This window comes from Microcystis aeruginosa FD4 (assembly GCF_009792235.1).
GTDB lineage: Bacteria > Cyanobacteriota > Cyanobacteriia > Cyanobacteriales > Microcystaceae > Microcystis > Microcystis viridis.
In genome coordinates, this window is record NZ_CP046973.1 from 5,181,458 (window position 1) to 5,202,167 (window position 20,710).

The following is a 20,710-nucleotide window of genomic DNA, read 5'->3' on the forward strand; positions in this document are numbered from 1 at the left end:
ATAAGCCACGGTTTGTGGCCAAGGGTAGGATTTTTACAGAAAGTTTTAACCTAGACAATCGGCTAAGTCTTTTGCGGGGGTGGTAATCGGCTGCAGGTGATAGGTATCGGCGAGGAATTTCAGGACGTTAGGGGAGATAAATGCCGGTAAAGTTGGTCCCAGACGGATATTTTGCATACCTAGATGCAGCAGGGTGAGCAGTACAGCGATCGCTTTTTGTTCGTACCAAGAGATAATTAGGGATAGGGGTATCTCGTTGACGCTAACGTTAAAAGCGTTGGCTAATCCTAGGGCGATTTTGATGGCACTATAGGCATCGTTACATTGTCCCAAATCCATTAGCCGCGGTAATCCTTCGATGCTACCTAATTGTTTGTCGAAAAAGCGGAATTTTCCGCAGGCAAGGGTTAAAACGATACAATCTTCGGGAACTTGTTCCACAAATTCGGTGTAGTAATTGCGATCTGGTTTTGCCCCATCGCAGCCCCCAACCAGGAAGAAGTGACGGATTTTACCCTGTTTAAGGGCATCAACCACCGTATCAGCGACACTGAGGACGGTATTGTGGGCAAATCCCACCATTACCTGCCGAGGTTCGCTTATTTCAGTAAATCCGGGCAATGACTGCGCTTTAGCAATCACGGGACTAAAATCGATCGCACCGTCCACTGTTTCTAAGCGGTTAATATGGGCATAACCCACAGGTCCGAGGGTAAAGAGTTTACTTTCATAGTTTTCGTGGGGGGGCATGAGACAATTAGTAGTTAAAACTATTGCCCCCGGAAACTTAGCAAATTCTTTAGTTTGATTTTGCCAAGCGGTTCCATAATGACCGTAGAGATGGGGATATTTTTCTTTTAGTTTTGGATAACCGTGAGCGGGTAATAATTCTCCGTGGGTATAGACTGTTATGCCAGTATTGGCAGTTTGTGCCAGTAAAGCTGCCAATTGTTTAATATCATGGCCGGAGACTAAAATGGCTTTACCTAAACGCGGATTTAAGGGAACATTTGTCGGTATCGGATGACCGTAGGTTTCGGTATGACCTTGATCTAATAATTCCATGGCCCGCAGGTTTGCTGCCCCGACTTTTAGACAGATTGCCACCCAATCATTCAGGTTTAAATCCCCCCGATCAATTGCCGCTAAAGTCTCTTGGATAACCTGATAAACTGAGTCATCCTCTTGACCTAATTCCTGAGCGTGGAAAGTATAGGAAGCAAGACCTTTAACTCCGTAGATAGCGGTTAACTTTAGGGAAAAAATATCGATGTCCTGCACTTTTTCAATTAGTTCTAAGGATACTTCTTGACCTTGGCTAACTAGGCTCTCATTAAAATTAGGCTGATAGTTGGCAAGTGCAGACCAGTCCAGGGATCCCAATTGTGCTTTTAAATTTTCCCGAATCTCTAAACAACGCTGAATATAATCGGTAAAACGTCGTTGATCGAAGTTCACATTGGTCATGGTGGCGAAAAGCGACTCACAGGTAAAAATATCGGCTTCGCGAGTAGATATCGCCGCTTCTTTTGCTTTTAAAACTACCGATGCTAATCCCCGCAGACAATAAACTAATAAGTCTTGAACAGCGTTGACTTCGGGACTTTTTCCACAGGCTCCCCACTGATGGCAACCATTACCACTAGCGGTTTGTTCGCATTGTTCACAAAACATAAGTTTTCTCTCTTTTTTTCAGTAGATTGACAGATTGTCGCGATTTGTTCTACTAAGTTCAATCCCGCTTTTTTGAAAGTTATTTATTAGCCTTCACCCGGCAAGAATTATGGATTTTACGACTGGAAAGCTTGTCTTGACAGCCTCTCCTCTCTGAACTATGTTTTTATTCTCTCACTCTTTTTACCAGTTGGGTTCTGATTTTATATTTCCTCAAGAATTACCGATTAAACAATTATTTAGTTGTCTTATTAAATTAAGTATTTTTTGTGATTTTTATGATATAATGAGCGAAATTTTCGATTTTTAGTGGGTATTTGCCAGTGTCATAGCAATCGGTCTCCTGATTAGGATAGAAAGTTGGGACTTAAGAGTTATTATCGCCTAATTCTGATGATAGGATTGCTTTCGGCTTAGATAGTTATCTCTTTTTTTATTTACTTAACTTAGCAATGATTGAAACCGCTCATCTCCCCGAATCTGCTCAAAATCTTTATCCGTTTTCGCCATATCCTGATATTTGACATCAAGACTGATGAACGATTTATTTGATTAGTGGTATTCCCAGATCTTTGCAGATTTTATTAGCGAGAATATCCCTAATTTCCGTATGTCTTGGAATCGCAGATCTTTTATTTAATTGGGGGTTAAACCACCAAGAATGGCTAGGACTTGCTGAAAAAGTACGGGCGAAGCATTCGGGCAATAACTTATCGCTGAAACCGTAGATTTCCTATCCGAATGCTTCGCCCCTACAGGACGTGATCGATAAACTGTTTGCGTTTCATACAACAATTTTCTCTTCTTGGTAGTTTCCCCTAGTAGCGGCAATTGCTTCCTGTTTATTCAATTCTAATGCTTCACTAAGAGTAATTTTTAGGCTTTCTAATAACTGATCACGAGATGCTTCTTGACAGTTAACTCCCGGAATTTCTTCTATCCAACCAATCCACCAATCTCCGTCTGGCTGAATTATAGCTGTGTAGGTGTTAGTCATAGAATATCTCCTTAGCTAAAATACAAATATATATTATTATACTCGATTTAGGAAACTCTGAAACCGCTCATCTCCCCGAATCTGCTCAAAATCTTTATCTGTTTTTGCCATATCTTGATATTCGGTATGGAGGTTGTCAGTCAGGAATTATTGCATCAATCATTTCTCTCCGATTCTTGCGATAAATATAGAAATCGCTATCTAAAGTTAACACAGAACTGCTTTCAATTAATTCAGTCATCCTCACCAAATGAGTAGAAAACGGGTTTCTCGGAGAAACCCGTTTTCTGTGCGTTACTCACTCTCGGATGACTTTGACTTCATCATTTAGGCTAAAATCTATTTTAATTGTTCCCCGTTCAATTAAAGACATTATTGCATCTTCACTCCCATAAACATCTTGTAAAATAAAACAGGATTCAGTGATAACTGCCTCACAAGTTAATAAAGGTTTGGCAACTTTTTCCCATTGCTGAATTGCCCAATTGTGATAATTATCACTCCGGTCGAGAACGGCGACTAAGACCCCCGTATCTAGAATTACTCTTTTGAGCATATTAGACTAGATGCTTCTTTTTAAATTCCTTCTTTTTTAGGGATAAATCTCCTTTACCACTGTCTAAACACCCCACTAAGTCTCCGGCTGATTCTAAAGCAGAAATTTCTCTTTCTTCCTCATCAATTGCTGTCTTATCTGCTTTAAGCTGCAAAAATTCAATAAACTCTATTACTTGTTGTTGTTGTTGTGGGTTGAGGGTTTGCAGTTTTTCTAAAATGGTTTGTTGGTGAGTGGTTGCCAGTGTCATAGCAATTGTTCTCCTGATAGGATCGAAAGTTGTGACTTAAGAGTTATTATACCCTAATTCTGATGATAGGATTGCTTTCGACTAGATAGTTATCTCTTTTTTTATTTACTTAACTTAGCAATGATTGAAACCGCTCATCTCCCCGAATCTGCTCAAAATATTGATCCGTTTTCGCCATATCCTGATATTTGACATCAAGATTGATGGCGCGTTGTAAGTTTTCGATAGCTAATTCCACATTGTTTTGTAAGCCATAACAGCAAGCTTTATTGTAGTAAGTATTAGCATCATTTGAATTAATTTTAATAGATCGATCGTAGGATGCGATCGCTTGTTCATACCTTCCTAAGTCATCTAACGCATTCCCTCGGTTGTACCAAGCTTGATGGTAATCGGGTTTAAATTCTAAAGCTTGATCGTAGGATGCGATCGCTTGTTCATACCTTCCTAAATTACCTAACGCAATCCCTCGGTTGTACCAAGCTTGATGGTCATCGGGTTTAATTTCTAAAGCTTGATCGTAGGATGCGATCGCTTCTTCATACCTTCCTAAATTACCTAACGCAACCCCTCGGTTGTACCAAGCTTGATGGTCATCGGGTTTAATTTCTAAAGCTTGATCAAAGGATGCGATCGCTTGTTCATACCTTCCTAAATTACCTAACGCAACCCCTCGGTTGTACCAAGCTTGATGGTCATCGGGTTTAATTTCTAAAGCTTGATCAAAGGATGCGATCGCTTGTTCATACCTTCCTAAGTTATATAACGCAATCCCTCGGTTGTTCCAAGCTTGATGGTCATCGGGTTTAATTTCTAAAGCTTGATCGTAGGATGCGATCGCTTGTTCATACCTTCCTAAGTTATATAACGCAATCCCTCGGTTGTTCCAAGCTTGATGGTCATCGGGTTTAATTTCTAAAGCTTGATCGTAGGATGCGATCGCTTGTTCATACCTTCCTAAGTTATATAACGCAATCCCTCGGTTGTTCCAAGCTTGATGGTCATCGGGTTTAATTTCTAAAGCTTGATCGTAGGATGCGATCGCTTGTTCGTATTCTTTTCCCATTGCATGAATTAAACCTTTTTCATGCCACAATTGAGATGCTCGAACAGGATCGAGAGATGGGGAATCGCTTAAATAGGCCTTAATTTCGGCCAACTTTTCCTGTCGTTGTTGGGGAGTGAATTGCTGATAGGTATCGAGATCGCTGTCTAAATAAACCAGTCTTCTAATTTCTTTTTCCAATATGTCCTTATCGGTCGGAAATTCATAAACTCCCGAATACCAATCAAAAAAATCCGACGCACGACGAATAAAATACCGCAAGGCAAATTCCGGCAATAAGAATACTAAAGTAAAGGGAAATTGCCGCTCAAATCGCTCACGGGATAGGTTTAAATAGCCTAAAATCTTAGGAACTCCGGCCCAGGTTCCTCCATAAACTGGACTTTGACTCGACAAGAAATAGCCTTGACTTTCCGCTTCTTCGTAGCGCAGTAGTGCATTTTCTAAACCTCGCACAAAAAGAATGTTTAGATTGGTATAATTTGGTAGATCGACAATTTTCTCATACAAATTATCGGTTTCTGAATCAAGCTGCAGGACTTGAATATTTTTATTGGGTAAATCTTGACTGATTCCCCGAATAATCTCATCAGCTTGCACGGGAGAACAGCGAACAAAGAGTAAATTAAAGCCATTTTTTCGTCTGAGCGATCGCAGTAATGCTTGATAGGATTCTGCTGCTGTTAGGGGTTGCTCTTCTAGCAATCCTTCAAAATCCGATTCCTGAGAGTTAGTTAAGGGTTTTACTTTTTGGTTTGTCATTATTATAATCCTCCCGGTATGGGTTGGCTGAGGATTGCGTCTTTAAACTCCTTAATTTCGGTAATTAAAGGATGCACATCATACCAACTTTTTAACTCTGCATCTGCATCAAAATAAGCATATTGTAAAATACAACGATTGAATAATAATTTACGATGAGCGTCATCATTTTTAATTTCGTTGGTAAGATGTACCTGAGCCAGAATTTTCCACTGCTCGTGTTCTACTGTTCTCCGATAGACATCTCTAGCTTGGGTTATTGCTCTTTGAGCAGCTTTTGCGGTAATAGGTAAGGCATCCACATGATCTAAAGCGGTTTGCATTAATAAAATTAAGTTTCGTACATGACCTCCAGTCATTAAACATAATCGCTCCAGAACTTCTTGACTTTCAAAAATATCTGTTTCTAGCTTTTTCATTGGTAAAAATTGCTGGGTTCTTTTCTCAATAATAGCCTTAATTTTTGCCATACCATCGGGATTAATAGTACGATCCGGATTGCGGAGCATAATCATCGGTAAAACCATCGGGTCATTATCATAAATATCCCGGAGATCATTGGCCCGATTAGAATAGGCCATTGAAATAGGTATAGTATAGATTAAATGACAATTTAACCCCTTTAATTGATTAGCTCGATCTAAAAAAATCTCATCATGATTAGTTTTATTATCTCGCCGATTTATTGGTACGATCCGATCTAAGTTATCAACAATTACCAATAATTTTGTTGAATTATCTAAGACAGTTTTGCTATTATCAATAAACTCATTTAGTGCTGTTAACAGCGTCACAGTATGAGGATTGATTTTATTTCTTATTTCTTGTCTTTGACTGGGAATTGCCCGAATCGCCGCAGACAATTTACCAAAATATTTAATTAAATCCCCTGTTTCTAGTTTAACATCTTCAACTTTAATCTCTGTTAAAGCTAAATCAATTAAATCCTGCCAACGGGATTTTATCCAGTTTTTTAAGGGGGTTGAATTAGCCGGTTTTAGTTGTTCTAATAAATGGCGCGTACAGGCAATGAGAATATCTGTATATTGAGCATCTTCTGGATCGATATCATCTTCATCTGCCGCAAAATAAACAACAAAACAATTTTTTTGCTCTAGATATTTTTTCAGGCGCAATAATTCCGTTGATTTCCCCCCTCCTCGATGTCCTGTGTACAGTTGATGGGTGTAGTCTGTGGGCAGCGCACGAATAATTTTTCTGCCTAAATCTTGACAAACATCGGCATCCGCTCTCACTGCTTTTAGATCCACATAAAAGGGACTACCAGCAGGTAAAGGAACTGGTTTAAAGGCATTAGCAAGATTAGCGATCAATTGTTCAGACATAGGCGACTATAGCTTAATTGATGTCATTATTATAACAATACTTGTTGACAAGATGTTATACCAAATCCGTTTTTAATATTACGACTAACTCTCGATCGAACTTCAAAAACCCAGTTAGGGATTTTTCTCCCACTTCCCACTCCCGATTACGATTAAAATTGAATTTCACCCATATCTAGGGATAAAAAGCGATCGAGTCCTAAATACATCCAATAAATAGAGTTTGGGGATTCCTGAATAGTTTTTTGAAACCCCAAGGCTGCGGCTAATTTCTCATAATCGGGATGGATAATCAAGGTATGTAAATCGCAGAGATTAGGAAAATCTAAGGTCATTCTCTGGAGAGTTTTTTGGGCATCTTGCAGGAAGATTAAACGATATTTTTCTAAATAATTAGCATCAATTATCCAACTGCGAATAAATACCGAAAGACAATTTTCATCTCCCACAGATGCCATTGTAAAAGGATCCTGTTCGTTGATCGCACTCAGATGTAAACTCTTGTTAGGAGAGGAAAAAAAATTCCCTTCCGACTCGTTTGCAGTGGGATAGAGCAGATAAAAACCGACGGGATTAAGATTATCTACCCGACGCAAAACTCGCATACCTGTAGTGTAATCTTTTGCCCAACCCCGCAACAGACGAGAAATGCGATGGGGAATTGCCTCAGCATTGCGATTCATCCAGTTATAATTGCCTGTCAGCAAGTTAGCCACAGGAATCGCATCACAACGGGGATTAAATTGATCTAATTGCAATTCCACAGATGATTCTGAGCTATCAGGCTCTAAAATCCCCGTAATTGGCTTGATTTTAATTCTGGTTGTGTTGCCGTCAAAAAATTTTTCGATTAAACCAAGGGCTGCTAATTTATCTAACATCATACCGGCAGAGCGATCGCTGCCCTGGTCCTGATCCTGATAAAATAAATCCGATGCTTGTCGATGGGTACAGATAATGGCAGTGGTGGGAAAAATTAACTGGGATAAAGGGGGTTTTACCTGTCCCTCCTTGGCGATCGCATAAATCCAAAGACGCAGAAAACAAGTGGCGCGCACCCGGGTTAATCCCACTCTCCCCACCAAGCGCTCGATCATTTGTTCTTGTTTTTCCCAAGAATACCAAATTTTCAGATGTTTTATCTCCATCTTTTTGGTCCTAGATTCTAATAACGATTATACTTGATACTTCACTCCACTTCACCCTAATTCCCCCCAGTTCTCAACCCTCCCCCGACTAGATAGCGCTCATTGTTGTTGCACCTCTAGAACCGACAGAATGGGTGCAGAAACGTTTAGGAGGCAATTATGAACGATAAAAAATACGGTACTGCTCCCAGTCATACTCAAGCGTGGATTTTTCAAACTTGGTTATCTTTTGTTGTCTCTATTTCTGCCACTTCTTTAGGGGTTGTTTATCTGCCAGTAGAGCCGTGGATTAAAGGTTATTTAGGCATGGGTTTACTATTTACCGTCGGTTCCACCATTAATTTATCAAAAACTGTCCGCGATGTGGAAGAATCTAAACGCTTAATTAATCGCATTGATGAAGCAAAGTTAGAACGGATATTGAGTCAGTACGATCCTTATAAGGAGTAGTTTTTCCCAGTTATTGGTTATCGGTTTTTTCGATTATTCTCACTCTTTTTTCTGGCTTGGGAGAGTTTATCTGCTATTCAAAACTATAGCAATTCTCTGACTTATGAGGTACAGTAGCAACAGTGAGTAAACCAATTGCGAATATCTTTTTGAGTAACTTCTAACATAGCCAATTCAGTCCCTTCTATTAAGTCTTTGTAAGTTCTCGCCTTCAGTTTTCTTAACATCGCTTTCACTTTTGACCAAAAGTTTTCAATAGGAGAGAATTCGGGAGAATAAGGAGGTAAATAGATGAGTCTAGCTTTTTCTTGTTCGATTATTTCTCTGACCATTTCTCCGAGATGAATCTTGGCGTTATCCATGATCAGACAGTCTCCTTCTTTAATTTTTGGCTGCACTTCCTTCCGAATAAATCCTTCAAATGTTACCGCATCCACTGCACCGTATATGTTGACTGATGCGACAACTTTTTCTCAGCTTATAGCAATAATTATTGAAATATTTATCCCTCTTTTTTGTGGTTTTCTTCTCCGAGATATTCGGCCAATTAAGGCTCTAGCATAGAGTCTCAAAAGGGCTAAATTTACCCCCGATTCATCGATCAAAATTAGTTTTGATGCCTCAATTTCCCGAACTTCTGACCAGTATTCCACTCTTTTTTGCTGTACCCTGTCACTTTCTTTTTCTGCCGCGTGTAGTGTTTTTTTTTGAAACTGTAATTGAGTTTTTGCGTCAGCCGCCCCAGGTTGGCTCTACTGACTTTCACCTGTGTCTTTTCATACAGTAAGTCCGATAATTCTTCGAGAGTTGCATCATTGTTAGCTTCGATGATTTCTCTTAAAATTATCAGTTGTTCACTATTTAACTTGGTTGGCGGACTTCCCCCTTGCGGACGAGGACGGATATCTCCTGTTTCTTTATGTTGCTTCAATAACTTCTGAATAAAGCTTTTAGCCACGTCAAATCTCTGGGCTAGTCCTCGAATGGAAATTTTTTCTTTCTTCCAGACATCGATAATTTTTTGGCGAAAATCTACAGAATAGGGTCTCATAGGAAGCGGGTAAGTTCTATTATTTGTCTATTTGCTTTCCATTGTACCTCATAGCTACAAGAATTGCTATATATTTAATTCCACCCACCCACTTAACAATCCTTGACAAAATGAACTTTATCTGAGTTGCCTACCCACGATTCAGGCATATTTGAGGAGAATTTGCCATCTCAATTGTTAAGCAATAATCGACCAAATGGGTCGAGTTCGTAACTATTCTAATTGACTGGTATCACTTGAAATGCCCACGTGGATCACAAAATTGGCCAATTGTCAATAGCCTTTGAGATGCGCTCACCCTGTCTCCCATTGAGGAGAAACGCTTTATCGAAAATTTGGGTTAAAACCCCGTCGTTTCACGACGGCTTTTCTTGAGCTTTGATATAACACTTAAGAACTTCCAGGGTTGCACCTCTCAGTTATCAGTTATCAGTTATCAGTTATCAGTGGGTAAGTTATCAGTTATCAGATGTGATTTTTTAATTGTGCAGTATTAAATAGAATTTTCCTACTGTCTTTTTACTGTTTACTGATTACTGTTTACTGATCACTGATTATAGAGTGTCTTTCTTTTCGTAGATGACTTGACATAATTAGCAGACCTAGTTACAATAGAATGCATCTACACAGATTTTAACCCAATGAAAGCAAGGTATCAATGATAGGGATGTAAACGCCGCAATTAATATCAAGGTCGCCGGTGGGCAATCGGAGACCTTAAAAAACGGACGGGTCGGACAGCGTAAGACTTCTGTTAAAGAAGCAGCATCCTGGGTCGCGTTAACCCCATTGACGCGACCACCCTAAAAAGGTAGCGTGGTGAGGAATCACCGTCCGTTTACGGCGGTGAGGATGTCAATAAGTTAACTAAAAAAACAGATAACCCCTACTGTTCCGATGTTCCGGTGTTCCCCGATCGACCTAGACCAATTTAGATGCCCAGGCAGCCTAATTTGATCTAAAGTTGATTGCTCCCTATCCCTTTTTAAACTAGCCATGAGTTTATGTCTTAATCCCGATTGTCTACATAACAATGATTCTACAGATAAATTCTGTCAAAAATGTCGCTTTCAATTATTACTAAAAGATCGTTATCGTGCTATAAAATTAATTGGTCAAGGAGGTTTCGGTAAAACTTTTCAAGCAATTGATGAGGATAAACCTTCTAAACCTTATTGTGTGATTAAACAATTTTTTCCTAGCGCTCAAGGCAGTAATGCCCTCAAGAAAGCAGCGGAATTATTTAAAGAAGAAGCGATTAGTTTAGATAATCTCGGTCAACACCCACAAATTCCCTCCCTCCATGCCTATTTTACTAGCAATGATGGGCGACAATATCTTGTTCAAGAATATATTGAGGGACAAAATCTAGAACAAGAATTACAAACCGAGGGAGTTTTTAATGAAGAAAAGATCAAACATCTTTTATTAGAAATTTTGCCAATTCTTGATTTTATCCATGCTAAAAGAGTCATTCATCGAGATATTAAACCAGCTAATATAATTCGGAGATGCAGCGATAATAAAATAATTTTAGTGGATTTCGGTGCCTCTAAATTTATGACTATTGCTAATCTTTCCCTGACAGGAACAGTGATCGGTTCGGCGGGATATATCGCGCCAGAACAAAGCAATGGCAAAGCGATTAATAGCAGTGATTTATATAGTTTGGGAGTCACTTGTATCTATTTATTAACGGGAATATCTCCCTTTGAATTATTCGATGTGAGTGAACATGAATGGGTATGGAGACAGTACCTGATTAATAATCCTGTTAGTGTTGAATTAGGCGAAATTTTAGATAAATTAATTGAATTTGCCACCAAAAAACGTTATCAATCAGCCGGGGAAGTCCTGCAAGAGTTAGCAGTAAAATTAGCCGTAGTGATTCCGCCAAAACCCCGATCACAGTCCACAATTCAAGAAACGGTTTTTCCAGTTTTTCCAGCTGCCACTGGGGAGGAAATTAACCTCAAAAGTGCCAAGACAATTGATTACACTAACCTACGGGATTTATTAGCGCAAGAAAAATGGCAAGAAGCCGATCAAGAAACGGCTAATCTCTTATTAAAAGTTACCGATCAAACTAAAGAAAAATATCTTAAGATAGAAGATATAAATAACTTTCCTTGTGAAGATTTAGCCACTATCAATCAACTCTGGTTAAAATATAGTCAGGGAAAATTTGGTATATCTGTTCAGAAAAGAATCTATGAAAGTTTGGGAGGAAGCAGCAATTATGATCAACAAAAATGGAATGCTTTTGGGTCAAAAGTCGGTTGGCGAGTTAATAACAAGTGGTTATACTACGATCAAATTACTTTCTCTCTCAAAGCACCCTCTGGACATCTTCCCACCCTTGTGTGGGGTGTGGGTGGTGGCATAATTCTTTTTTCTCGTCTGGAAACCTGTGCCATGGACAGAGTTTCTAGCAAGGGATAAATTGGCTTAAAAACTTTTCTGGAGAATTAAACAATTTCTCCCTTCGGCAGTGCGGATATATTGTAAAGTATCAGTAAGAGAACGCATGAAAAGTAATCCTCGATCGCTTTCCATTTCCAAAGGTGCGAGGGGATGTTGTTGTAAAGAATCAAGTTTGGCTTGCAGATCAAAAGGTTGACCGTGATCCCATATTCTTATTTCTAGAGAATGGGACTGTAAAGTTAATTCTAGATTGATCGGTGTGGTCGGTGGTAAATGTTGGTGAGCGTAACGGACAGTATTAGTAAATCCTTCTGCTAAAGCCACCTTGCACTGCCAAAGCACCGAGTCGGGTAGAAAAGAGCGGCCGTGAGATTCAAACCATTTTAGAACTGGGATTAAAGCTGCCAATTCCGTCCGGACTTGTAGATGGAATTGGAGGGGAAAAGAAGGGGAATTTAAGACGTCAGAAGGCACCACTGTTTTTTTGAAAGAGAATCAAAATTGTTTTAAAAATCAGTTGTAGATCGTAGCCTAGACTCCAATTTTCTTGATAGCGCAAATCCAGTTGAATTACTTCTTCAAAATTACGCACCCGAGAGCGACCATTCACCTGCCATTCTCCCGTCATACCCGGTTTTACATCTAAACGTTGCCATTGGGGAACATCGTAGCGTTCCACCTCATCGGGTGTGGGGGGACGAGTGCCGACAAGACTCATTTCACCAGTGATCACATTCCAAAACTGGGGGAATTCGTCTAAGCTGGTACGACGTAAAAATTTTCCTACCCGGGTAATCCGGGGATCATTTTTATTCTTAAAAAAAGCTCCCTGCGCTTGATTGGGGATTTTATCCTTGAGTGCTTCTGCCTCCACACACATGGAACGAAACTTGAGAATTTTAAATTCCTTTCCCAACCAACCGCAGCGGGTCTGACTGAAAAAAATCGGCCCTGGACTGTCTAACTTAATAGCGATGGCAATAGGGACAAAAATAACCCCCGTGATTAATAAACCCACGATGCCACCAACAATGTCAAGACCGCGCTTTAACCAACTGCGAATCGAGGGATGGGTTTCCGGTAGATGGTTTTCAGTGGTAGTAAGGCCGTTTTCTTGGGGTGCTAGGGGAGGGGTTTGGAAGGTGAATAATTGATCTAATCCCGTAATCGATAAAACCCCCATCACTGGGGGATGGACGTTAGCCAGCACTAACTCGATATTTTTTGCCCTGGCCGCTTTGAGATTATGGACTAAAGCACCCACACCACTACTATCCATAAATTGAGTGGCATTCAGATCGAGAATGACTTTTTCGGGAGTGGGTGTTTGGGCGATGAGATGGTGAAAGAGATCTTTGAACTGTACTGCTTCCAGGACAGTCAAGCGATCGGGCATCCGCAAAACCGGATACTCCATCGGAATGATCAGAAAACGTGTTTCAGGAATTTGGGAAGTCATCGACACAAAGAGGTGGTTTGATAGATGAACAAGGCCTGATGACCTACTTAATGTTTACTACACTTTTCCCCAAATACCAATGGGTAATGTCAGAGATTACCTGTGATTATCGGCTAACGAATCTCACCTAGGGGCGGACGGCCTTGGGTTTGGGCTTTCGCTTTCGCCGCACTCTTTCTCAGGCCATCTAAACGGGTCTCATAACGCTTACGCAGACGACGGTTAGGTGTTTGTTCAATTAGGGTTTTAAAGGCACTGCCTAGGCTCTTGTAGGCGTTGGGGAGAGAATAACCGAAACGGGTGGCCAGAGCGATCGCTTTTTCATCGGCTTCGATCGCTTCTTTGAGTATTTTATCGCCATTATTTTTGCGCCAGAGACGATAACCGGAAATCCCACATAATCCCATGGCCAAAAGCAATAATAACCCGTCCTGTACCCATAATTCCCCCACTGCACCACCTAAGCCAATAGCGAGGGCGGCCATTTCCCAGCCTTCCCGGGGAATACTATCATTTTGAATCCTGGCCACTTCATGCCAAAAGAGCAAATTACGCTGATCAATGGCTAAATTCTCCCATTTGGCTAAATCTATCTGAATTTCTACCTCATCTCTGCCAATTTCTTCACAACGGATCAGGGGGGGATTAACCTCTGTGGAACCCTCTACCGTCACCCAACTTTGTAATTCTGGGGGTAGCAGGGTTTTTAGGCGCCGAAGTTCGCTCATTTCGGCTCGTGCAGAGGAGGCCGCATAAGATGTCATAGATTTTTTACCTATTCTCTACCAATGACGATGATTTCTATTTTCGATCATAGCGGTCTTTTTTGTGATCTTGGCAGCTTTTGACAGTCGGGAGCATTTTCAGTGATCAATAATCAGTGATCAGTGAGGGAAGTGGGGAAGTGGGGAAGTGGGGAGTGGGGAGAAACAATCCATAACTGGGTTTTTAAGGTTCGATTGGGAGTCAATCATACTAAGTAGGTGGGTGTTAAAAATTGTCAGATCCCCCCTTATTAAGGGGGGATTAAGGGGGTATCAAAGACAAAATCTATCTTCTATTTACTTATTAAATAGACCTTAACTTTTGCTGACTAATGCTCAAATATATCTTTGTATTGCTGTAAATCTAAAGCGGTGAAGATGGGGATACAACTAAAGCATTTTTGGGCTAATTCCCATCTTTCTTCTCTTTGCAGCATCACAATTAGTTTATCTCGCACTGACAGTAAATAGCGCACATCGTTGGCGGCATAACTCAGTTGTTTTGGGGTGAGATTAGCGGCATTTCCCCAATCAGAACTTTGAGCGGTTTTATCTAATTCTATGCCTTCTAATTCCTGCACGAGACTTTTTAAACCGTGACTGCTGGTATAAGTCCGAGCGAGTTTACTGGCGATTTTGGTACAGAAAATCGGTTTAGTGGCAATGGCAAAAGTATGGGATAGTTGAGCCACATCAAAACGGGCGAAATGAAAGACTTTTTCTATCCGCTCATCCTCCATGACCTTTTTGAGATTAGGAGCCTCTGTTTGCCCCCTAAAAACGCGAATAGCGGTGACAAAACCACTGGGGTCACAGAGTTGAATTAAACACAGTCGATCGCGTCCTGGGATTAATCCCATCGTTTCTGTATCTACGGCGATCAAATTAACCCCTAGATAACGGGATAATAGGTCATCGCTTAAATCTCGATCGCACACTTGAAAATTGTCTAAGTTCATATAGTTAGGGGTTAGGAGAGCTTTTTCAGTGATCAGTAAACAGTAAACAGTAAACAGTAAAAAGACAGCACTGTTAATGCGGTTTAATACTCCTTACTTAAGACTGTCCACTGAAAACTCAAATCTGATAACTGATAACTAATAACTGATAACTGAAAAGGCTGATAGTTAAAAACTGATAATTAAATTTAAATATCCTTGGGGTGATTTTGTCAACGCTTTTTAACAAAAAGTTGTGTAAAATAATATTCACCAGCATTATTTTTAGCGATACCGATACCGGTGAGATTATAATCACCAACCATATTTTTTTGATGACCAGGACTATTAATCCAACCCTTGACGGCAACAGCAACGGGGTCAGGATATCCCTTCATAAAAGCCAAATTTTCGCCCATTTTTTCTAAAGGTATCATCCTTTGTACTGCCTTGACTCTTCCCTCAAAACCATCATGACTAAAAGGAGCCTGTTTATTGGCCATTTTTTGACTAAATAAGCGAGCTTCATGACTAACGCGAGCATCGAGACGTAGGGGCGGTAAATTTTGAGAAATTCGGTAGCGATTAACTTGATAATTAGTGTTCTCTTCGAGGGTAATAAAAAAAGATTGATTCCCGATAAAATCATAGCCAAGGGGATTAGTAGCAACGGGAGCGGATTGACGTTTTAAAAATATTTGAGTAAAGTATAATTTCCCTTGATTATCCGTCGCTACTCCAATCCCGGTACTATCAAAATCTCCCTCCATATTTTCCCGATGACCTTGACTTTTAATCCAGCCATCCACAGCAATTATTACCGGGTCATCATAACCTTGATTAACTGCCACATTTTCCCCCACCGCTTCATAGGGAACGGAAACGCCAATAGTTTGCGCTCTTTTGTCAAAATCTTGATGACTAAAAGGAACTAAACCCGCAGCCATACGTTGGCTATGTAATCTTGCTTGTTGCGAAATTGCCCGATTTAACAGTAGGGGAGATAAATTGCGAGATTGACGATAGCGATTGACCTGTTGATAGATTTTATTCTCTAAAACAAGTAAAGTTGCCGCATCTAAAGGAGAGGGAGAAGGAGAGGGAGAAAAAGATGGTACGAGTTCCTTAAAAGAGCTATAGTTTAAGGCACTACAGGCCATTAAACTTGTCGATACAAGCATCAAAATTCCTAACTGATAACGTTTCTTAAAAGAACTTTTCATATTAAGCTAGTCCGGAACGAGGAACAGGTCAAAACGAATATCAAATTTAGATACACAATAGCCGATACCTCTTATTTAGGGTCTGCTGAAAAAGTTTCTCGTGGGGGCAGGGTGTGGGGTGTCGGGTGTAGGGTGTAGGGTTTTACCCATTTTCATCTGGTAAATTACCTACGGTTTGCGGCAAAAAGTTTGTTGGTGGGGTTAGGAGTCAGTAGCCGGTCGTTTCAGGCTTTGTTGCCCTGTTTTTTGTACCAAGCCATGTACTACAAGAAGGATAATGCCAGGTTTTTGAAAGTCCCAATCCTATTTTCGCGGCATGAACATCGGATTTTAACAGGTCAAAAGCCTTATTTTAAAAGGGTTTTACCATTATTCAGCCAGCCCTAAATAGTAATCGATCAAAAGTGAAAGGACAGCAACAAACCGCCATTTAATACTGCTTATCTAATACTGGTCACTTAATACTCAAATCTGATAACTGATAACTGCTCACTGTTAACCATTCATCGATAAATATTTAGCCACCGATTGCACATCTTTATCACCCCGTCCAGAGAAATTAATAACAATGCGAGGACTACCAGTTACTTGCGGGCAAAGAGTTTCTAAATAAGCTAAAGCGTGGGCAGTTTCTAGGGCCGGAATAATCCCTTCTAAACGGGAAACTCTTTGAAAAGCTTCTAATGCTTCCTGGTCAGTCACGCTGTAATATTCGGCGCGACCAATATCTTTTAAAAAGCTATGTTCTGGCCCGACTCCGGGATAATCTAAACCGGCACTAATGGAGTGAGCCTCGATAACTTGACCTTCGTTATCTTGTAATAAATAACTCATGGCCCCATGTAGAACCCCCGGTTGACCTTGGGTAAGGGTGGCGGCGTGTTTTCCGGAAGCGATACTTTCCCCAGCGGCCTCAACACCAATTAAACGCACGGAAGTTTCTTTAACAAACTCATGAAATAAACCCATAGCATTAGAACCACCCCCCACACAAGCGAGGAGAATATCCGGTAAACCGCCCCATTTTTCCAGACTTTGCTGACGAGTTTCTTGACCAATAACCGCATGAAAATCGCGCACCATCATCGGATAGGGGTGGGGACCGGCCACAGAACCAAGGATGTAGTGAGTGGTTTCCACATTAGTTACCCAGTCGCGAATCGCTTCCGAGGTGGCATCTTTCAGGGTTCCCGTCCCGGCGGCCACGGGTTGCACCGTTGCGCCAAGCAGTCTCATGCGGAAAACATTGAGTTCCTGGCGTTCCATGTCGTGAATTCCCATATAAATCACGCATTCTAGACCAAAACGAGCGCAAACCGTAGCGGTGGCCACGCCGTGCTGTCCTGCCCCGGTTTCGGCGATAATGCGTTTTTTACCCATGCGTTTGGCTAATAAAACCTGACCGAGGGCGTTATTAATCTTGTGGGCCCCGGTATGGTTTAAATCTTCCCTTTTTAGGTAAATTTGCGCCCCAGTACCGTCAGCTTTGGCATAATGGGCGGTGAGACGTTCGGCAAAATATAAGGGGCTAGGTCTGCCGACGTAATCCTTGAGTAGTTGATTTAATTCTTCTTGAAAATCGGGGTCGTCTTTGTACTGATTATAGGCCGTTTCTAGTTCACTTAAGGCTGGCATCAGGGTTTCTGGGACGTATTTGCCCCCGTAGCGTCCAAAACGCCCAAAAGCATCGGGATACTGGCTTGCTGTGCTGGCTGAGGCGGCATAAATCGGCGTGATAGTCATGTAAACCTTCGATGAGAGACTTATAATCCATTATAAATCTAAGGGTTTAGTCTCTGGGTTAACCTCAGTTCCAGGGCAAATCAAAGGGTGAGCATTGCCCACCCTGTTACTGATTTTACAGCCAAATACTCACATCAACTTTTAACACTTGTCCTAATAGTAATAACCACTTTAATTGAGTCATCGGCCAAGGACAGAAAGCAGCTATTGAATTGGACTGCAAACAATTAGGAACTAGACGATCGTGGAAATAATAATAGTATAATTCCTGAGAGCGATCGAGGGATAATCCTAGCTTTAATTGTTGGCTAACTTCAATTAAACGGGTGATTAACCTAGTATCCTCCTCCGCCGTTAAAGGATCGCCATCGTGTAATAATTTCCCAAGAGATTGCCAGAGCAAACTTTCTAAGGTTTGATGCGCTTCAGGAATATTTAATTGACAGTGTAAATGATTGGCTTCCTTCGCAATAGCCAATAATTGATCGAGATTATTCTCCGTTGCTTGCCGCTGCTCAAAATCTTTTTCTAGGGCATTAATCACCTGTAAACAACGGTGAGAAATGGCAATATCAGCCGCTACCTGTAACTCTTGAGGTACGGGCAGCTCATCCCTTTGGAAAGCCGCTAAAATGCCGTAATTATCCCGATAAACTTGGGTATATAATTGATCGAGACGTTTTTTAGTTTCGGCTGTCACCTTCTGCATGATCCGGTGTCTTTCATCGGCAAAAAGATGGGGTAAAGCAAAAAAGTTTTCTCCCAATCCGCGCCCCATTTCTACGATCATGGTCGAGACACTGGCCTGTTGTAAAGATTCAAAGAGATGATCCTTTAGATTGGTATAGATTAACCGACTGTTAAACGGTTGAATGCAACAGTAAAAATCCCAACCTCCTAAATGTAGAACAGCAAAGACAAAATGTTCACTTTCTTGGGTAATTTCTGAGGTTAATTCCACCTGTCCCACTGCTAAAGTTAAAGACCCGATCGCTTGTTTTTGATAATCTAATTGACGGGTATTGTAACAATAAATCCGATGATGACTGGGATAATTGGTAAATAGGGAACTAATGGCGTAATGGGCCGCCACCTGTTCCAAATCGACCCGCGCAGAAGTGACCAATTGTCGATAGACATCGGCCCCATCTTGATATAACTTAACGTTACTGGGGGCTAAAGCTAGACGACTGAGGAAATTCATTTCTAATTGAATTCCAGCCACTTCTCCAGCTAATTCCAGGGCCCGGCCCGCATATCTCAAAATTTGCGTACCTTCAGGTCGAGAAATTTCCTCAAAAAACCAGCCACAACTGGTAAACATCAATAAAGCCTGTCTTTGCATTTCTAACAAACGCAAAGCATCGATTTTCTCGCTTTTACTCAGGTTGCGACTTTGATGTAGGGCGAGGAAATGTTCGATCGCATCTGGGGATCGATCTAAAATAACTGCAATGTAGTCATCCCTTGTCTGCCAAGGATCGCGGAAAAATTCCTGTCCCTGAATCTCATAGACCTTAATTAACTCATCTCTGAGCCAATTTAGGGACTCCCGCAGGGGTTTACGCCATTTTTGCTGGTAATTTCCCCCTCCCCCGCAACCACAGTCATCCTGCCAACGATTTACGCCATGGACGCAACTCCAGGCGGTCACGGGTTTTAATTCCACTTCCCAAGTCGGGGGGCAAATACTGAGATAATGGGCGAAATTAGTGACTGTCCAGCCGTTTTTAGGAAAAGATTCCGTAAAAGCATAGCTAAGACACTTCTCTGTCCCCTGTTTGTGGTGGCCGAAGGTTTCCCCATCGGTGGCGACGCTGATTAACTGGGAGGGACGATGATCCCCTTTAATTGCTTGTCCCAGACGACCGACGAGAAAATCACTGCTGGCTAGGACATCATTAAAGCCCATATCCCGAGAAATCGGGCCATCGTAGAAGAAAATATCCAGATAACGACCATCGGGGATGTAACAGCGATAGGGACGGGTGGGATCGATTTGACCTCCGGCCACCGCGTGCCATTGGGGATGGGGATCATGGTCGCTAGGGAAAGGACGACAGCGCAGGGCCTGGGAAGGGGCTAAAATGGTGAATTTAATCCCCTCATCGATTAAAGCTGTCACTGTGGCTAAATCAATGGCTGTTTCCGCTAACCACATTCCTTCGGGATCGCGACCGAAACGATGCTGAAAATCGGCTTTTCCCCAGCGAATTTGGGTGTATTTGTCCTGTTTGTTGGCTAGGGGCAGAATGATATGATTATAGACTTGGGCGATGGCGTTACCATGACCGTTTAAGCGTTGACAACTTTTTGATCCGCTGCCAAGATGCGTTGGTAAACTTCGGGATCATGGGATTGCATCCATGACATGAGGGTGGCCCCGATGTTAAAGCTGAGATATTCGTAGTTATTAACTATTTTGATCACTTCTCCCCGGTCATTGTAAATGCGCGCAAAAGCATTGGCACGATAACACTCGTGATGGATGCGTTCATTCCAATTGTGGAAGGGATGGGCGCTCGGCTGCCGTTCAATTCTGTCTAGATAGGGATTTTCTCGCGGTGGTTGGTAAAAATGTCCGTGAACCGTGATATAAACTCCGTGAGCGGTTTTCAGGGGATCGACCCCCGTATCGGTATAGGAATAAAAGGTTGTAGAAGGATTTTCAACAAGATAAGTCATAGAAATGCCTAGAAAATCGGTTTTTTTGAGCGAAAATAGCTGTAGAATGTAGCGACCTGATGTTTAAAAAGACTGAAAACCGGGCCGTTTTTTACGGCCTTGGGGTCACAATACCATGTTTTGTTTTCCTAGCAAAGCTAGGGTTAACAATTCGCAACTTCTCTATACACAGCC

17 protein-coding genes and 2 pseudogenes are annotated in these 20,710 nt (G+C 41.4%); 2 read left to right on the forward strand and 17 right to left on the reverse strand.

Features of this window, described 5'->3' with window-relative positions:
• Window positions 1–45 precede the first annotated feature (45 nt).
• The 9 genes from hcp to GQR42_RS25735 form a co-directional block, all read right to left on the reverse strand.
• Window positions 46–1,674, reverse strand: coding sequence for a hydroxylamine reductase (hcp, locus tag GQR42_RS25705; protein WP_158202138.1), 1,629 nt, complete (start codon window positions 1,672–1,674; stop codon window positions 46–48).
• 441 nt (window positions 1,675–2,115) lie between these two features.
• Entirely contained in the window at window positions 2,116–2,211 is a 96-nt protein-coding gene (locus GQR42_RS30315) for a TPR end-of-group domain-containing protein (protein ID WP_419866699.1), read from the reverse strand.
• Window positions 2,212–2,458: 247 nt separating this feature from the next.
• A complete protein-coding gene (locus GQR42_RS25710) occupies window positions 2,459–2,671 on the reverse strand; it encodes a hypothetical protein (RefSeq protein WP_002752676.1) in 213 nt (70 codons plus the stop codon).
• A 36-nt stretch (window positions 2,672–2,707) separates the two neighbouring features.
• Complete coding sequence (locus GQR42_RS30320; protein WP_420372340.1) at window positions 2,708–2,815, reverse strand: TPR end-of-group domain-containing protein; 108 nt, start codon at window positions 2,813–2,815, stop codon at window positions 2,708–2,710.
• Between the two features lie 154 nt (window positions 2,816–2,969).
• Complete coding sequence (locus GQR42_RS29255) at window positions 2,970–3,227, reverse strand: PIN domain-containing protein (protein WP_233271172.1); 258 nt, start codon at window positions 3,225–3,227, stop codon at window positions 2,970–2,972.
• Window position 3,228: 1 nt separating this feature from the next.
• On the reverse strand, window positions 3,229–3,477 hold the full coding sequence (locus tag GQR42_RS25720; RefSeq protein WP_158202139.1) for a hypothetical protein: 249 nt from the start codon (window positions 3,475–3,477) through the stop codon (window positions 3,229–3,231).
• 109 nt (window positions 3,478–3,586) lie between these two features.
• Window positions 3,587–5,305, reverse strand: a complete 1,719-nt coding sequence (locus GQR42_RS25725; RefSeq protein WP_158202140.1) for a tetratricopeptide repeat protein — start codon at window positions 5,303–5,305, stop codon at window positions 3,587–3,589.
• A 2-nt stretch (window positions 5,306–5,307) separates the two neighbouring features.
• Entirely contained in the window at window positions 5,308–6,651 is a 1,344-nt protein-coding gene (locus GQR42_RS25730; protein WP_158202141.1) for a P-loop NTPase fold protein, read from the reverse strand.
• 152 nt (window positions 6,652–6,803) lie between these two features.
• A complete protein-coding gene (locus GQR42_RS25735; protein ID WP_158202142.1) occupies window positions 6,804–7,799 on the reverse strand; it encodes a hypothetical protein in 996 nt (331 codons plus the stop codon).
• Window positions 7,800–7,958: 159 nt separating this feature from the next.
• Here GQR42_RS25735 and GQR42_RS25740 point away from each other — a divergent pair, with 159 nt between their 5' ends.
• Entirely contained in the window at window positions 7,959–8,249 is a 291-nt protein-coding gene (locus GQR42_RS25740) for a YiaA/YiaB family inner membrane protein (RefSeq protein ID WP_158202143.1), read from the forward strand.
• A gap of 101 nt (window positions 8,250–8,350) precedes the next feature.
• On the opposite strand, the pseudogene GQR42_RS25745 reads toward GQR42_RS25740, so the two are convergent.
• Window positions 8,351–9,300, reverse strand: a pseudogene (locus tag GQR42_RS25745) (IS630 family transposase).
• Between the two features lie 996 nt (window positions 9,301–10,296).
• Between GQR42_RS25745 and GQR42_RS25750 the strand changes: the two are divergent.
• Window positions 10,297–11,742: a serine/threonine-protein kinase gene (locus GQR42_RS25750; protein WP_158202144.1), complete on the forward strand. Its 1,446-nt coding sequence runs from the start codon at window positions 10,297–10,299 to the stop codon at window positions 11,740–11,742.
• Window positions 11,743–11,748: 6 nt separating this feature from the next.
• Here GQR42_RS25750 and GQR42_RS25755 read toward each other — a convergent pair whose 3' ends face one another.
• The 7 genes and pseudogenes from GQR42_RS25755 to GQR42_RS25785 form a co-directional block, all read right to left on the reverse strand.
• Window positions 11,749–12,201: an ATP-binding protein gene (locus GQR42_RS25755; protein WP_158202145.1), complete on the reverse strand. Its 453-nt coding sequence runs from the start codon at window positions 12,199–12,201 to the stop codon at window positions 11,749–11,751.
• The gene (locus GQR42_RS25760; RefSeq protein WP_158202146.1) at window positions 12,188–13,183 is read right to left on the reverse strand and encodes an anti-sigma factor antagonist; all 996 of its coding nucleotides are present in this window, start codon (window positions 13,181–13,183) and stop codon (window positions 12,188–12,190) included. The genes GQR42_RS25755 and GQR42_RS25760 overlap by 14 nt, the downstream gene beginning before the upstream one ends.
• Before the next feature lie 113 nt (window positions 13,184–13,296).
• Window positions 13,297–13,947 (reverse strand): DUF3318 domain-containing protein, encoded by a 651-nt coding sequence (locus tag GQR42_RS25765; protein ID WP_158202147.1) that lies wholly within the window; start codon window positions 13,945–13,947, stop codon window positions 13,297–13,299.
• 329 nt (window positions 13,948–14,276) lie between these two features.
• Window positions 14,277–14,906 carry a ribonuclease D gene (locus tag GQR42_RS25770; protein ID WP_158202148.1) on the reverse strand — a complete coding sequence of 210 codons (630 nt, stop codon included), beginning with the start codon at window positions 14,904–14,906 and terminating at the stop codon, window positions 14,277–14,279.
• 212 nt (window positions 14,907–15,118) lie between these two features.
• Complete coding sequence (locus GQR42_RS25775) at window positions 15,119–16,108, reverse strand: CAP domain-containing protein (RefSeq protein WP_158202149.1); 990 nt, start codon at window positions 16,106–16,108, stop codon at window positions 15,119–15,121.
• Window positions 16,109–16,603: 495 nt separating this feature from the next.
• Entirely contained in the window at window positions 16,604–17,851 is a 1,248-nt protein-coding gene (gene trpB / locus GQR42_RS25780; protein WP_158202150.1) for a tryptophan synthase subunit beta, read from the reverse strand.
• 115 nt (window positions 17,852–17,966) lie between these two features.
• Window positions 17,967–20,536: pseudogene (locus GQR42_RS25785) on the reverse strand (DUF3536 domain-containing protein).
• Window positions 20,537–20,710 lie beyond the last annotated feature (174 nt).